This window comes from Staphylococcus marylandisciuri, assembly GCF_025519785.1.
Taxonomy (GTDB): domain Bacteria; phylum Bacillota; class Bacilli; order Staphylococcales; family Staphylococcaceae; genus Staphylococcus; species Staphylococcus marylandisciuri.
On sequence record NZ_JAOPKZ010000009.1, the window covers coordinates 56,247 to 72,994 of the forward strand.

The 16,748-nt window shown below is 39.2% G+C and carries 9 protein-coding genes; 3 read left to right on the forward strand and 6 right to left on the reverse strand.

All coding sequences use genetic code 11. The annotated features are described in order from the left end of the window. Positions 1-3: 3 nt before the first annotated feature. The gene (locus N9R04_RS06440; protein WP_306439832.1) at positions 4-9,060 is read right to left on the reverse strand and encodes an Ig-like domain-containing protein; all 9,057 of its coding nucleotides are present in this window, start codon (positions 9,058-9,060) and stop codon (positions 4-6) included. A gap of 855 nt (positions 9,061-9,915) precedes the next feature. Between N9R04_RS06440 and N9R04_RS06450 the strand changes: the two genes are divergently transcribed. Genes N9R04_RS06450 through N9R04_RS06460 form a run of 3 tightly spaced genes read left to right on the forward strand, consistent with a single transcriptional unit; the run spans position 9,916 to position 11,580 of the window. Next, complete coding sequence (locus tag N9R04_RS06450) at positions 9,916-10,239, forward strand: PadR family transcriptional regulator (RefSeq protein WP_262855846.1); 324 nt, start codon at positions 9,916-9,918, stop codon at positions 10,237-10,239. Further along, positions 10,232-10,792: an HAAS signaling domain-containing protein gene (locus tag N9R04_RS06455; protein WP_262855847.1), complete on the forward strand. Its 561-nt coding sequence runs from the start codon at positions 10,232-10,234 to the stop codon at positions 10,790-10,792. The genes N9R04_RS06450 and N9R04_RS06455 overlap by 8 nt, the downstream gene beginning before the upstream one ends. After that, on the forward strand, positions 10,789-11,580 hold the full coding sequence (locus N9R04_RS06460; protein WP_262855848.1) for a DUF4097 family beta strand repeat-containing protein: 792 nt from the start codon (positions 10,789-10,791) through the stop codon (positions 11,578-11,580). The genes N9R04_RS06455 and N9R04_RS06460 overlap by 4 nt, the downstream gene beginning before the upstream one ends. A gap of 197 nt (positions 11,581-11,777) precedes the next feature. Here the strand turns inward: N9R04_RS06460 and gmpC are convergent, their stop codons facing one another. The 5 genes from gmpC to N9R04_RS06485 form a co-directional block, all read right to left on the reverse strand. Continuing rightward, positions 11,778-12,617, reverse strand: a complete 840-nt coding sequence (gene gmpC, locus N9R04_RS06465) for a dipeptide ABC transporter glycylmethionine-binding lipoprotein (RefSeq protein ID WP_262855849.1) — start codon at positions 12,615-12,617, stop codon at positions 11,778-11,780. Positions 12,618-12,670: 53 nt separating this feature from the next. Next, positions 12,671-13,330 (reverse strand): methionine ABC transporter permease, encoded by a 660-nt coding sequence (locus N9R04_RS06470; RefSeq protein ID WP_262855850.1) that lies wholly within the window; start codon positions 13,328-13,330, stop codon positions 12,671-12,673. After that, complete coding sequence (locus tag N9R04_RS06475) at positions 13,330-14,358, reverse strand: methionine ABC transporter ATP-binding protein (RefSeq protein WP_262855851.1); 1,029 nt, start codon at positions 14,356-14,358, stop codon at positions 13,330-13,332. The genes N9R04_RS06470 and N9R04_RS06475 overlap by 1 nt, the downstream gene beginning before the upstream one ends. 557 nt (positions 14,359-14,915) lie before the next feature. After that, entirely contained in the window at positions 14,916-15,599 is a 684-nt protein-coding gene (locus N9R04_RS06480) for a 6-carboxyhexanoate--CoA ligase (protein ID WP_262855852.1), read from the reverse strand. Further along, the gene (locus tag N9R04_RS06485; RefSeq protein ID WP_262855853.1) at positions 15,592-16,713 is read right to left on the reverse strand and encodes an aminotransferase class I/II-fold pyridoxal phosphate-dependent enzyme; all 1,122 of its coding nucleotides are present in this window, start codon (positions 16,711-16,713) and stop codon (positions 15,592-15,594) included. Before N9R04_RS06485 ends, N9R04_RS06480 begins: the two co-directional genes overlap by 8 nt. Positions 16,714-16,748 lie beyond the last annotated feature (35 nt).

The window sequence follows — 16,748 nt, forward strand, 5'->3', positions numbered from 1 at the left end:
TATTTATTCTTCGTTTTCTTCCTTCTTACGACGTCTACCAAATAGGAATATAACACCTAATGCTGCGAAAATAGAACCAAATAATGTGCCTTTAGTAGCTTGTTCTCCAGTATCAGGTAAGTTATGTTTTTTCACATCTGAAGATTGATGACTTCCTTGAGCAATATTTGAATTACCCACTGTAACCACTGTTGAACTTGTCGCATTACCTGCTTGATCTATTTCCTCAATATAAATCTTTTCGCCATTCTTCAATTTAATATGGTTAGGAATTCCGATCTTCCAAGTACCATCGTCATTGACTTTACCTGTTAATTCAGTACCATCAGGCAAAGTAATATGAATCATATTTCCAGGTGTTCCATGTTGTCCGGTAATTTGATTATCACCTGTATGAATTGGATTGACTGATGGTATTATACCTTCAGAATGAGCTCCAGGATTTTTATTTGATTCAGTACTATCATTTGAATGCTGTTTTTCAGTACCGTTAGGATTTTCACTATTTTTAGTAGCTCCTGAATGATTTGACCCAGGTTGATCATGTCCATTTATGCTAGGTTCTTTACCACCTTGATTACTAGGACTCGTACTATTGCCATTATTATGGTTATTGTGAGTGTCACCATCATTCATACCTTGCTGAACAACAACATGAGATGGTTGAGATGAATTACCAGCTTGATCCGTAGATACTACCGTTAAAGAATCTCCTGGATTAAGATTGATATTGCTCGGAACATCAATGATAAACGTGCCGTCTTGATTAGTTTTCCCTGTAACAGTTGACCCATTTGGGAACGTGATCGTAATCGTTGAACCTGGCTCAGCCGTTCCACTAATTGTAGAATCCCCACTATGAATATTATTCACTTTTGGTTCTTGTGGTGAAGTTCTGTCTTCAACTTTTACTTCAGCTTCTGATGACGTATTACCTGCTTGATCTGTAGCCGTTACACTGATCGTTTCGCCACCGTTAAGCGTCACGTTATCCGGTATTTCCACCGTAAAGTTGCCGTCATCATCTGCTTTTCCTGTCGCTGTTACACCGCCTGGGAACGTCACTGTTACCGTTGATCCAGGTTCTGCTTGACCACTCACTTGCTTATCTGTACTATTCACACCATTTACTGACGGTTGAGTTGGCGCTGTCTTGTCCGCTACTGTCGTGCTTCCTTCTGATGACGTATTACCTGCTTGATCCGTGGCCGTTACACTGATTGTTTCGCCACCGTTAAGCGTCACGTTATCCGGTATTTTCACCGTGTAGTTGCCGTCATCATCTGCTTTTCCTGTCGCTGTTACACCGCCTGGGAACGTCACTGTTACCGTTGACCTAGGTTCTGCTTGACCGCTCACTTCCTTATCTGTACTATTCACACCATTTACCGATGGTTGGGATGGCGCTGTCTTATCCGCCACCGTCTTCGTCGTCTCTCCTGACGTGTTTCCATCGTGATCTGTCGCTGTAATAGTGATGTGCTCTCCACCATTTAAATCTGTCGGTAAATCTACGGCATAACGACCATCATCGTCCGCTGTCGTTGTGATCGGTTCATGTCCATCTATCTTCACCGTGATCGTTGAACCGGGTTCTGCTTTTCCTGTTAGCTTGTCTGATTCACTTGTCACGTCATCCGCCGTCGGCGCTTCCGGTGCTGTCTTATCCGCTACTGTCGTGCTTCCTCCTGATGACGTATTACCTGCTCGATCCGTGGCCGTTACACTGATCGTTTCGCCACCGTTAAGCGTCACATTATCCGGTATTTTCACCGTGTAGTTGCCGTCATCATCGGCTTTTCCTGTCGCTGTTACACCGCCTGGGAACGTCACTGTGACCGTTGATCCTGGTTCTGCTTGACCACTCACTTGCTTATCTGTGCTATTCACGCCATTTACTGACGGTTGAGTTGGCGCTGTCTTATCCGCCACCGTCTTCGTCGTCTCTCCTGACGTGTTTCCATCGTGATCTGTCGCTGTAATAGTGATGTGCTCTCCACCATTTAAATCTGTCGGTAAATCTACGGCATAACGTCCATCATTGTCCGCTGTTGTTGTGATCGGTTCATGTCCATCTATCTTCACCGTGATAGTTGAACCGGGTTCCGCTGTTCCTGTTAGCTTGTCTGTTTCACTTGTCACGTCATCCGCCGTCGGCGCTTCCGGTGCTGTCTTATCCGCTACTGTTGTGCTTCCTGCTGATGACGTATTACCTGCTTGATCTGTAGCCGTTACACTAATTGTTTCGCCACCGTTAAGCGTCACATTGTCTGGTATTTCCACCGTAAAGTTGCCGTCATCATCTGCTTTTCCTGTCGCTGTTACGCCACCTGGGAACGTCACTGTCACCGTTGAACCAGGTTCTGCTTGACCACTGACTTGCTTATCTGTGCTATTCACGCCATTCACTGATGGTCGAGTTGGCGCTGTCTTGTCCGCCACCGTCTTCGTCGTCTCTCCTGATGTGTTTCCATCGTGATCTGTCGCTGTAATAGTGATGTGCTCTCCACCATTTAAATCTGTCGGTAAATCTACGGCATAACGTCCATCATCGTCCGCTATCGTTGTGATCGGTTCATGTCCATCTATCTTCACCGTGATAGTTGAACCGGGTTCCGCTGTTCCTGTTAGCTTGTCCGTTTCACTTGTCACGTCATCCGCCGTCGGCGCTTCCGGTGCTGTCTTATCCGCTACTGTCGTGCTTCCTTCTGATGACGTATTACCTGCTTGATCTGTGGCCGTTACACTGATTGTTTCGCCACCGTTAAGCGTCACGTTATCCGGTATTTTCACCGTAAAGTTGCCGTCATCATCTGCTGTTCCTGTCGCTGTTACACCGCCTGGGAACGTCACTGTTACCGTTGATCCTGGTTCTGCTTGACCACTCACTTGCTTATCTGTGCTATTCACGCCATTCACTGACGGTTGAGTTGGCGCTGTCTTATCCGCCACCGTCTTCGTCGTCTCTCCTGACGTGTTTCCATCTTGATCTGTCGCTGTAATAGTGATGTGCTCCCCACCATTTAAATCTGTCGGTAAATCTACGGCATAACGACCATCATCGTCCGCTGTCGTTGTGATCGGTTCATGTCCATCTATCTTCACCGTGATCGTTGAACCGGGTTCCGCTGTTCCTGTTAGCTTGTCTGTTTCACTTGTCACGTCATCCGCCGTCGGCGCTTCCGGTGCTGTCTTATCCGCTACTGTTGTGCTTCCTTCTGATGACGTATTACCTGCTTGATCTGTAGCCGTTACACTGATTGTTTCGCCACCGTTAAGCGTCACGTTATCCGGTATTTTCACCGTAAAGTTGCCGTCATCATCTGCTGTTCCTGTCGCTGTTACACCGCCTGGGAACGTCACTGTTACCGTTGATCCTGGTTCTGCTTGACCACTCACTTGCTTATCTGTGCTATTCACGCCATTAATTTCAGGACGGCTAGGTGCTGTAGTATCAACGACCGTCACTTTAGATGGCGTCGACACATTACCATTATCGTCAGTAGACGTAACTGAAATTTCTTCGCCACCTTTAAGATTAACGTCAGAAGGCACGTCTACACTATAGTTTCCATCTCGATCTGCCTGTCCAGTTACTTTCTTGCCATCTGGGAAAGTAACTGTAATTTGAGAACCAGGCTCTGCTGTTCCTGTCACTTTATGGTCTTGACTTGTCATACCTTCAACTTGTGGAGTATCTGGTGCTGTTTTATCTTCTACAGTCGTCTCTGCTGAGCTAGATGTATTACCATCTTTGTCCGTAGCTGTCACACTTATATTTTCGCCGCCCTTGAGATTAACTCTAGATGGTATTTGAATAGAATAATTTCCTTCCTCATCAGCCTGTCCTTCTGCTGTTTCACCATTAGGGTAATGAATAGTTACTGTTGAGTTAGGCTCTGCTTGACCAGTAATTTCTGTACTATTACTTGTAATATGATCAACAGTTGGCTTATCCGGTGCAGTCGTATCTTTAACTGTGACTTCTTTCACGTCAGATTCATTTCCATCTTGGTCAGTTGCTGTAACGCTTACTTTTTCGCCACCTTTAAATTTCACATCTTCTAGTATGTTAACCACATAGTTTCCATTTTGATCTGCAGTAGTTTCTTGAACTTTACCACCAGGGAATTGCACTTTTACCGTTGAACCTGGTTCTGCATTGCCTGTCACTTGTGTACTATCGCTCGTTACGTTGTTCACTTGTGGAACATCAGGTGCTGTTTTATCTGAGACTTTAGTAGTTGTTTCATCTGATGTGTTACCCGCTCTATCTGTTGCCGTAGCAGTAATTTTTTCGCCACCTTTAAGAGTTAAACCTGCTGGTATTCCCGCTTCAAAGTTACCATCTTTATCTGCAGTGGCAGTAGTGACTTGTCCGCCTGGGAAATGGATAGTTACTGTCGAGTGAGCTTCTGCTTGTCCACTAATCTTGTCACTTTTACTAGTAACTTGGTCAACAGATGGAGGTTCTGGCGCCGTCTTATCCGCTACTATTTGATGAGTCGCTGCTGACGTGTTGTCATCTTTATCTGTCGCTGTGATTTCAAGTTCTTCGTCACCAGTTAAAGTTACATTCTCTGGAACGTCGACGCTAAACTTCCCATCCTTATCCGCTTTAGCTTCGCTACTATCGCCTGAAGGGAACCGGACTGTCACTGTTGCACCTGGTTCAGTTTGACCTGTAATTGTCTTATCTCCACTATTCACACCATTAACTGTTGGTGCGTTTGGCGCTGTCTTATCTTCTACTGTCACAGTTGTTGGAGCGGAAGTATTATTATCTTTATCTGTAGCAGTAACATTTAATTGTTCGCCGCCGTTTAACTTCACGTCTTTAGGAATATCGACAGAGTAATGTCCATTATTATCTGCAGTGGCAGAGCCTTCCTGACCACCCGGGAACGTTACTTTTACAGTGGAACCTGGTTCTGCTTCACCATGGACCTGACTATCGTTACTATTTACTTGATTAGCTGTTGGTGCCTCTGGAGCAGATTTATCAGCTACTGGAGCAAGCGTTGTTTCTGACGTATTGCCAGCTTTATCTCTTGCGGAAACTTCTAACGTCTCGCCACCTTTAAGTTTAACCGACTCTGGGATATCCACTTTATAGTTACCCTCAGAATCAGTAGTAGCAGTCGCTGAATGATCCCCTGGGAATTTTACTGTAACGGTAGAGCCTGGTTCAGCTTTACCTGAAACAGAGTTATCTGTACTATTTACACCATTAACATCTGGTGCATTTGGCGGAGTGTGATCTGATACTGTAGTCGTTGCATCTTCTGAATTATTTCCTGCTCTATCTCTAGATTGAACGGTTATTTCTTCTCCACCTGCTAATTTAATTCCTTCTGGTATATCAACTAAGTAACGTCCATCTCCTCCAGCAGTCGTTTCTTGATACTGACCATTAGGGAACTGAACAATGACTGTTGAATTTGCTTCTGCTTTACCTGTTATTTCGCTAGAATCACTACGGACTTCATCGATACTTGGTTTGTCCGGTGCCGTCTTATCTTCAACTATAGTAGTTGTTTCAGGAGAACTATTTCCATCATCGTCACTTGCTGAAACTCTTAACGTTTCATTTCCTTCCAATGTCTTGTTGTCAGGAAGATCGATGCTGTAATGACCATCCTGATCCACAGTACCCGTACTTGTCGTACCATCTGGGTATGTGACAGTGATAGTAGACCCTGCTTCTCCGTCACCTGTAATATTACGGTCCTTGCTTGTCACTGGATTAATCGTCGGTGTCTCGGGTGCTTTCTGATTAACAACATCTATCGTTTCTTCTTGAGAAGTATTACCCGCGTCGTCTTCTGCAGTTACACCAATACGATCACCTGGGTGGAGCTTCACGCCATCAGGTATATCGATCGTGTAATGACCATCATCTGAAGCCTTACCTACCGCTGTTGTGCCTCCTGGAAGCGTCACACGTACTGTTGAACCCTTTTCTGCTTGTCCTGTTATTTGAGTGCTTTTTGGATTAACCTCATCAATAGTTGGAGCATCTGGTGCCGTTTTGTCTTCTACAGTTACCTCACTTGATGTTTCGCTTGTTTTCCCATTTTTACTAGCAGTTGAAGTCAATTGAGTACCTGCTTTGAGCGGTTGATCAAGTGTAATAGTGCCAGAGCTTTCTCCTTCACGTATTTGAACTGTTCCTACTGTGTTACCTTTATCGTCTCGTACTGTAACTGTACTTCCTTCTTGACCATTAACGATAATATTCTTGTCATTATCATCTACTGGATTGATAGATGGCGTAGGAACTTTTGACGCATCTATAACTTTAAATGTATTTGTTTCATCGTTCTCATAATCTGGGGAGTCGATAGCTATAGTATAGTCGCCCTCAGATAGACCCTCTACTTTAATATTAAAAGCACCGTCGTCCTCTACATTCCCTTGAGCAATTACTTCGCCGTTGCTATTAATAATTTTTGCAGTTTGTTGACCTGCACCTTCTTTAAGTGGGACATATCCACTGACCATATTATCTTCTGTTGTGATATCGCTCGCATTAGGCTGTCCTACAAGTGGTGAAGTCTTATCTCGAACGACTTCATCACCATCATTCTTACCATCACCATCCGTATCCGAATTGAACGGATCAGTTAAAGAGTTTTGACGCTCATAGCTATCAAGCAAACCGTCTTTATCGTAGTCTTGAATTTGTAAGGCGGAAGTGCTTAAGGTATTCGTAATCATTTTGTTATCGCTATCGCTTAAGTAACCATAGAAGTTGAATATCTCTTTTTGCTTAACTGAAGATTTGATTAGATTACCCTTATCATCATATTCTGCATCTCGCGTTAAAATATTATTAGGATCTTGATTAAATTTCAATACAATACGAATGCCGATTGGCTCAGGTAAAGAATTGTTAAACTCAATTAATTTTGTTAAATCTTTTGCAGTAATTGACCCTTTACCATCTTTATCTAAGGTTAGATCTGCTACTTTATTCCCTTCATGATAATCTTTATCGAAGCCTTTTAATCCGCCATAATCAAGAAGATGTAATTCCGCACCAGAAATGTAAGGTAGTAGGTCCGGATCAATTTGATAGTTATATTTCCACTGTTTCTTTTGAGCAAAAGTATATGAGAATATACCGTCTTTCATAATCGTTTGATCTAATATAACGCCGCCGTGTTTGCCGATATCAGAATGATAAGAGGCTGAACCAGAACTGTTTAAGAAAGAATTTTTATTAGCTGATGATAGATCTTTTTTCTTATCATTTAAATCTTGATCTTCAGTAGTTAAGAAGTAACCATTAGACTCACTCGTTCTGATGATCTTATTTGAATCTGCATTACGTACATACATCTTATAGTTAAGTTTGTCGTTGTCTAATTCTTCATCTTTCAAGATGTTCTCTATAGTGTCATCAAGTTGTATCTTACCGTTATCGGCAGTGTATTGAGATAATATTTCCGCCCCACCGAATAAACCGCCTTGAGCACGGATAAAGTTAATTTCCCATTTATCTGTTAAATTACCATTTTCATCCGTCATACGTTGAAATTCTACCGGCTGATTACTTCCGGACGGATTCACACTAATCTTAGTTACGTGTTTAGCTAAACGCGGATCGAGTCCAAGATCTATCTTAAACCGTGATAGAGAGTTTGAACCAGACATATAACTATGAATCTTAAATGGTATGGATGTCGATTTCTTCGCACTATCACTTTCTAAATCTCCCGGTTCAAACATCAATGAAGCAAATGTATAGTTGTCCTCATAACCGAGTGATTTTTCAACTTTTGAATCTTGGGCTGCTTTTGAAACAGCTTCGACAGAGTATGCTTTTCTAAAGAACGTTGCACTTTCACGTGTAGCTTTAGGTGAATTTTTATCTTGTTCATTTGCGAATTTGATTAACGCTGTTTTTAAGATTTTATCTGAGATTTCTTGATCTGAGTCTTTCTCATAATCAATATTTGCATCTTTTACTATTTCTTTACTTTGCTTATCGCCCAATTGACCTTTTAAGTAGGTATTAACGGTGCTCTCTTTATCTTTGGCTTTTGAAATTTTTGAATATAACTCGTCTTTTTGAGATGAGAATTTTTGCGCTTTATTAGTAGGGAAGCGTCTCTGTTCGGTGGATTTTTCTTGCGCGGACTCATTCTCTTTTGATGCTTGCTTGTCTACTTTCGGATTATGGTTTGTATCCTGTGAGGACGCTTTGTTGTCTTCTTGCTTTGAAACTGAATAAGTTTGGTTCTCTTTATTCTTAGAATCAGATTTTTTGTCGTGATGTGTACGTGATTCAGCGCCCTTTTTCACTTTTTCAACATCTGACTTTTCTGAATCTGATTGTTCTTTTCTTTCAGTATCATTCTCATTATCTAACTTAGAGTCATTCTTCACATTGTCTGTCTTGCCATCTTTAGAAGGTGTTTCACTGTGAGCGTCTTTAGAAGTATCATCTGACTGTAGTTCTTTGTCTTGCGCTTCATGATCTGTTGAGTTAGTTTTTGAACGGTTATCTTGTGTATTAGTATTATCGTTAGCTGGGTTGTCCGCAGACTGATTATCCTGTGTTTCCTCTTGTGATTGATCATTACTTTGGTCTGAACTATTGTGAGATGGGGCTTCATTACCCGAGTCAGAGGAAGAATTTGGTGAAGTACCTGTATGATCAGAGTCTTGAGAATCAGGTTTTTGAGCAGAAGACGTTTGCTTTTGATCTTCTGAGGCAGATGGTTCCTGGTTTGATTGATTATTTTGTTCTTCATTTTGGCTCGTGTTGTCATTATGATGAGTATCTACTTGATCAGTTGTGTGTTTAGATTTCGTTTCGTTAGTTTGATCTTGTTGAGTGTTCTCTTCAGCATTTGCCGCTCCATCATTATTGGTACTTGTATTATTATGCACATTAGAATTCTCGGCAGCTTTAGCTTCGCCACCTGTGCTAAACACTAAGGTAACCCCTATTAATATTGAAGCGGTGCCGATTGTAAATCTACGTATAGAATATTTATTATTTCTATTCGGTAAGAAATCTAACTTTCCTTGTGGTTTTCTCTTTTTCAAATATATTACCTCCGAAAATATTGATTGATAAAAATGTTAGTTCCCAAAATAGAGTTAACTATTATTATATCTACCACAATGTACCACAACACTAAACAGCCCGCTACCTATATTTTTTTAAATATAATTACTCACTTCTATAACTTTTTCTTATTAATGGCTTTTTATATCTAAATAGAAATAACTAGAATATTAAATTTTGTTGCGCATAACTTTAAATTCTATTTATTATTCAAATATAACTCATTTCTAATTATTAACTTACTTTAATTTAATATAGATAAAATAAGGGTTCGTCTAAGTAACGACTTACTACTAATAGTTACCGTTACTTTTTTAAGCGGTTTTTACAACGGGTAATTAGTGAAAGTCAATAAATTTTAAGCTAATTTTTTATAGAAAATCATATAATTTACCGAACGTTGATATATATCAATTTGTTTTAAATATGGATAAATTTTTTAGAAAAATATTAAATTTTTCTTAGATGTGTAAAATTTAATATTCTGATTCACTCTTTTATATGTGAGAAAATTTTAAGATTACAACAACCTTCAATGATCACTGACTTAATAGTGAGAATTTAAAGTTGTCGTTTGTATTTTTGTCTCTTTATCACTTAGTGATTTCACTTCTACTTCACTCATAATGATTAGAAATCTCCTTAAGTATTGAGCTATTATTCTTACTAAATCTTAAATAACGATTTCTTCACTATCACCTCAGTCCTCCCACTATTATATATATTTATAATTAAATTATATCCAGTACCTTGCAATGTATAATAGACGGTGCTATATTACTTATAGAACTAATATACATTGTTTAGTACTGAACGATGTGGAGGTTGAAATATTGAATATACAATTTAAAAAAGGCGCGTTGGAGTTTATTGTGCTACTCATCATTCAAGCTGAGGATCAATACGGTTATTCTCTGGTTCAAAGAATCACGCCGCGAATTAGTATTTCAGAAGGCACGGTCTATCCTATATTGCGCCGTCTCGTTAAAGATGAATATCTCACGACTTACTATCAGGCTTCTACTGAAGGTCCTGCACGTAAATACTATAGTATTACTGACAGTGGTCGCGAAAGATTAAAGCACTTGTTAGAAGAATGGCAGAACTTTACAGATGCTATCAACTTATTCTTAGAGGAGAGTGATTTAGGTGAGTAAAAATGAATATTTAGCTCAACTCCGCAAATATTTAAAACACGTGTCTACTGAAGATAAAGAAGATGTTATTTCAGAGTACGAAACACATTTTATTAGCGGCCAAAAAGACGGTAAGACTGAAGAAGATATTTCAAAAGAATTGGGTAGCCCCAGACAAGTCGCTCGTGAACTTAATGCTACCTTAGCCATCGGACATGCTGAAGCCTCTCATGATACTGCGAATATAGGTAAAGCTATCGTAGCAGTTATGGGGTTAGGATTATTGAACTTCTTTGTAGTCATGGTGCCTGTCGTCATCATATTAGGAATCTTATTTTCATTAATAATGACAGACATTTCACTACTTTCTTTACCCGTCTTCTTAGCAATCAAGGCGATCATACCTGATTTAGGCGAAGTCATCCCTCTAGATATCTATGTGACGCTTGCTTCATTCGGCGTGGGACTTGTATTACTAGTCATCACAATCATATTAATTAAGTGGTCAACTATACTATTCATTAAATATCTTAAATGGAATATAGACATTGTGAAAGGAAGTGTAAAAGCATGAAGAAAACGTTGAGTATCATATTTATAATCGGATTTATCCTCGCAGTCGTATTCGGATTTTTAACCTTTAAAGAAATGCGCACAGAAGCTAAAAAGAACACCATCACGACAATGGTCAATAAAGACATCAAAGACAACATTCATAACTTAAAAATTGATGCGCATTCAGCAGAGGTTAAAGTTAAAAGGGGCGATAAACTTCACGTGAAGATGCGTGGTCCGAAAGACAAAGTTACAAATAAAGCTGAGACCACAGGGGATACGTTAAATATCACAAGCAAACTAAAAAAGAAAATTATTTCATTCAATGTTTTTAGTAATGATAAAAATAAAATTATCATCACACTTCCTAAAAAACTAAAAAAATTAGAAATTCAAAATGGTTCAATAGATATTAGTGGTGTGAAAGCTGAACGGTCTATCCTAAACGTCAATTCTGAAGATCTCGACGTAGATGGGAGTGATTTAGGTGAACTTACAGGTAAATGCGATTCTGGCGAAATTAACTTCCGAAACTCTAAATTTACACGTACTAACTTAAGTAATGATTCTGGCGAAATCAACGTCTCTAACACGCCAACAGATATTCCGATGAATTTAAATAACGATTCTGGGGAAATTAACCTCTCGTACGATGAGAAGCTAAGGAATACTCAAATAAAAAACAACTCTACTGATGATTCTGGAGAGATTAACATTTCTAAATCTGAATTGAAACATCATCAGATTGGTAGTGGAGACAATATTATTAGTATTAATAATGATTCTGGCGAAATTAATATTACTTAAAGCTTTAATACTTCAAGGGAGCGGGACAGAAATCTAATTTGAACAAAAAGATTTCTGCCCCGCTCCCATTCAATGGTTAAAGACACAAAAACAATTAAGATCGTTCACTTATTAGCTCAACAATGACATAAAGAAGAGGTAAGGAGAGAACCGTATTAGGAGCTTTACGGTTCATTCCCTACCTCTTCCAATTTCTATTATTTCTCTAAGCTTTTCTCAATTTCTTTAATTTCCTTTTGAGAAAGATTAACTGCTTTTTCTCCATCTTTCGTATCTTCTTTTAATGCTTCTTGAGCTTCTTTAGAATGATAAAGTTTGATAATTTTCTTGTACGTTTTATTATCTTTATCTTTGTCATTAATTGCGATGAGATTAATATAAGGTTTTACTTCGTCAGAACTTACTTTTTCTAGGAAAATAGGGTCTTTTTTAGGATTCAAGCCTGCTTTTGATGCAACGCCATTGTTAACTACTGCGAAGTCTACGTCATCTAATGAACGCGCCGTTTGTTGGGCATCAACTGCTTTAATTTTAAGATCTTTTGTATTATCTGCTATGTCTTTAGTAGAGGCATTGAGACCTGCATTATCTTTTAATTTAATTAAACCCGCTTTATCAAGAAGCTTTAACGCTCGTGCTTGGTTAGATACATCATTAGGTATAACAACCTTGCTTCCTTCCTTGATATCTTTAACGTCTTTTACCTTCTTAGAATAAATGCCTAATGGAGCTAAAACCGTTGTACTTGCTGCTGAAATTTTGGCATCTTTGTGGGCTTTTTTGTATTCATTTAAAAATGCAAAATGTTGAAAAGCGTTCATGTCAATATCGCCATCACTCAAAGCTTTGTTAGGAACGTTGTAATCAGAAAATTGTTTAATTTCTACATCAATACCATCTTTTTTTGCTAATTCTTTAACCTTTTCCCAAGCTTTCGTATCGTTAGAAGCGACTCCAACAGTCACTTTCTTATCATTTCCTCCACATGCAGTTAGAATGAGTAGCGCTGCAATAACTAATGTAATAATTCTTTTCATAATATGTAATCCCCCTTTTAGTTTTTACTACAATACGTTTTTGAAATGTACGCTTAATTGCGACGTACCTTTTTAGAAATTAAGTTACCCAATGATTGAATGATTTGTACTAATATGACGAGAACAATTACGGTGATAATAATAACTACAGTGTCAAATCGCTGATAACCATAAGCCAGCGCAAGATCACCGACACCTCCACCACCTACAGCTCCGGCCATTGCTGTACCGCCGATTAATCCTACAATAGCTGTAGTAATCGCTAAAATTATCGATCCTAGAGCCTCAGGAAGTAAGAAATAACGAATGATTTGTATCGGCGACGCTCCCATCGCTTTAGCTGCTTCAATGATGCCATCATCCACTTCGAGCAATGAATTCTCTATTAAGCGGGCAATGTATGGCGCTACGTAGACCGTCAGCGGAACTATCGCGGCTGTCGTTCCGATAGAAGTCCCTACTAACAGCTTCGTAAACGGTACGATAGCAATAAGTAAGATGATAAACGGTATCGACCTTAGAATGTTAATGATTGGATTAAGTAGATGATGCAAGATAGGATTTGACCAAATACCATTTTTACGAGTAATTACTAATAATACGCCTAAGGGTATACCAATAATAGCACCTATAATTAACGACACCGTCACCATATACAGTGTTTCGTAAAGTGCTTGCGTCAGTTGAGAGGCATCAATACTTGAACCGAACATTAGTCATGCACCTCCTCATATTGAATACCTTTTTCCGCAAAATAACTTTCCACATCTGAAGGACGAAACTTAGCATCGTGCTCAAATCTTAACCAGAGGTAACATACTGTCTCTTCTTGTATGGTCGACATTGAAGAAAATAGAATATTAACGTCTAAGTCGTACGCCTCAGCTAGTTGTGTAATGAATGGTTGTGTAATTTGATGCGCTTCAAGAAATAGCTTGTAATCTGTGTAGTTCTGCGTTTCTCTCGAGTTAAAAGCTTCTCTTAATGCTTTCGAAGGCTCTGTATTAATCACAGTTGAAACAAAGTCTTTCGCCGTCTCTGTTTGAGGTTGACTAAAGACGTCTTTAACTGTACCGAGTTCTACAACTGCCCCATCTTCCATGACAGCAACGCGGTTACATATTTGTTGAATCACACTCATTTCATGCGTAATAAGTAATATTGTAACCCCAAATGTTTGATTTACATTCTTCAATAATTTCAATATAGAATCAGTCGTAGCAGGGTCTAAAGCGCTCGTTGCCTCATCACATAATAGAATCTTAGGATTCGTAACTAATGCTCGTGCGATAGCCACACGTTGCTTTTGGCCGCCTGACAACTCGTCAGGATATTGGTTTCTCTTATCCTCTAACCCGACGAATTTCAACATTTCGCTTACTTTTTCTTCTATTTCTTTTTTTGGTTTCTTACTTAAAATGAGAGGCATAGCCACATTTTTAAAAACATTAGCAGAATTCAGTAAATTAAAATGTTGAAAGATCATTCCGATATCTTTTTTAACTTTACGTAACTCTTTTTTATTATATGTATCTAGATCATGCGTATTAACAATGACTTGTCCTGAGGTGGCACGTTCTAATTGGTTTACTAGTCGAAGCAGCGTGCTTTTCCCTGCGCCACTATAGCCTATTACGCCAAAGATATCGCGCTCTTCAATAGTGAAAGATACATCCTTTAAAGCGTGGGTAGACTCATTCTTCTTATGAAAAACCTTATTTACCTCTTTGAACTCAATCAAACCGGCGTCCTCCTTAAATGTAAATCCTTAGTAATTCGATAAGAATATATTTATTCTATTCAAAATAGCGCACGCCGTCAATACCAATTACTCATTTTCGAAAATATCATTAATGTATGACTACCCACTTAAGAAGGAAGCCTGAAGTTTGTCTAAAGTATATTAATAACCAACTCGTCATGTTCAAAGAGAGAATATCATCAACAAGTGAGTGTTTATAAAAATGGGAGCGGGACAGAAATCTAATTTGAACAAAAAGATTTCGTAGTCACGCCCCGGCAAGGATGACTAGAATTGAAAAAAGCTTGATACAAGCGCATTTTCAAATCAGTCATCTACTGCCAAAATGCTGAAAAAGGTTGAGGCATTACATTATGTCCCAGCCTCCTTTATAAAAATAGGTATGCTCGTAGTCGCTAAGGGGCGTTACAGCTAGCCTTGCGATAGGGAATAGAGTTCTCCAAATGACTCTCAATCCCCTCCCTACACATACAAGTACTGCTATCATCAAACAAGCGTTTTCAAAAATGAATCAATTACTTACATCTTAATCCTCACTAGTAATTCACTTGTTTCGGTATAATTTCTAGGAATTCTATGAAGTCATTGATAGCTATATCATCGTTAACGAAAATAATTCGGCCGCCCGCTCTAGAATGATCTTCTTTAACATGATAGAGACGATGATAACCTGTATCCTTAGAAGCAAAATACCCCGTCGTATAATGAAGATCATCAGAAACACATAACTCCCCTATAACACCAGGGTAACTCGTTATTATCGTCGCTATCGCTAAAGCATCTTGAACACGATCATTTAATAATCTACGTTCTTGTAAAGATTTAAAGCAAAAATGAGTAGCTCTAATACCTCGCACTCCTGTTCGATCTAAGCGTTCACCTGTCTCCTTAGAAAGAATCAAAGCGCCTGTATAACGCGTCTTATCATGGATATATTCAAGTCCACGTTGGAGCGCTTGATCTGTAATCCCATGAGACTGGCTGAGAGCGCTTAAATCAGCAGACTCCTCCTCTAGTATTGAGAGTGCGTTGAGGTGTCGTAGAGGTTGAGTGATTTTTTGTACTTTTATATTAAGCGCATCACTATCTCCATTTTGATGGGTGAACCCTTTATGAAAAAACTTACTTATTGTCTGGTCAATTTGATGTGCTTCACAAATCGTTTCGGCGCCACTCAGATGTTCGCCTTGTTGACTCGATCTCATTTTCACACTATACACGCTCGGTCCCACCTTCACTTATCAAATTTAAATATTTAAAAATTACTTCTAAATCTTCAGCGCTATGATAATAATTGAGCGACAGCCGTAAAGTTGGTTTCTGCACTGTCGGGTATCTGAAATAACTCACCCAAATACCCGCTTCTAATAACTTTTCATAAGTACTTTCGGCCTTAATTTGACTTTCATATTCAATGAATTTAATAGGACTAAGAGCGTCATTCTTTCTACCCGTATGCGCTTCAAGTAAATGATTAAAATACTGACTCAAATATTTCACGTGCGCTCGGTTATCGTCAGCTTTCTGGACTAAATCAAGATTCAGCAAAATATGCGTTAATTGACTATTAGGCATACTGCTTGAATAGATCACTGGTCTTCCTAAGTTCAGTATGAGCTGCTTAACAGTATTATTACAGAGAATAACCCCGCCGTATGCACCTATCCCTTTGGATAGACTCGCAGTTAGCATATCAATATCTCGGTAATCCTCAATTAAGCCAAGGCCTAGCCCGTGCGAGTCATCTATCATAATGAGGGTCTGAGGATACTTCTGCTTTAACTTTCGTAACCGCTCAACATCCACCATATCACCAGTAGTTGAAAATACCGTATCCGTACAAATTAGTTTTGTAGAATTGGGGTGTTGCTGTAGTTTGGCCTCCAACATGTCGTAATCCAAATGCGAATATATTTCCTTGGAAATATCACTCAACCGTAATCCGTCGATGATACTCGCATGATTATCTTCATCAGAGAACGCCACTACACTTTCCCCTTTAAATATGTTAAATAACGCTAAATTCGCATCATAACCACTATTCGTCACGAGCGCCGCTTCAAAGCCAAACATTTCACTCATTCGTCTTTCTATTGTGGTATAAAGTATCGAATTTCCACTAACGAGACGAGAACTCGCTAAATCCATATGATTCTGAGGGTGAACAGGTAGATATTCCTGTTCTTGTGCTAAGCCGAGATAATCATTTGATGTGAAGTTGATGTAGCGGCCACGTGTGCTCGTAATGAATTTGCCTTCGATTGAATGAATATCAGTTAAAGTGCGTAAGTGCCCCGCTTCTCTAATTTTTTCCAGCTTTTTATTAAAGTCCATGTTGTCACACCCAATTTACGAAATATTACTATCCT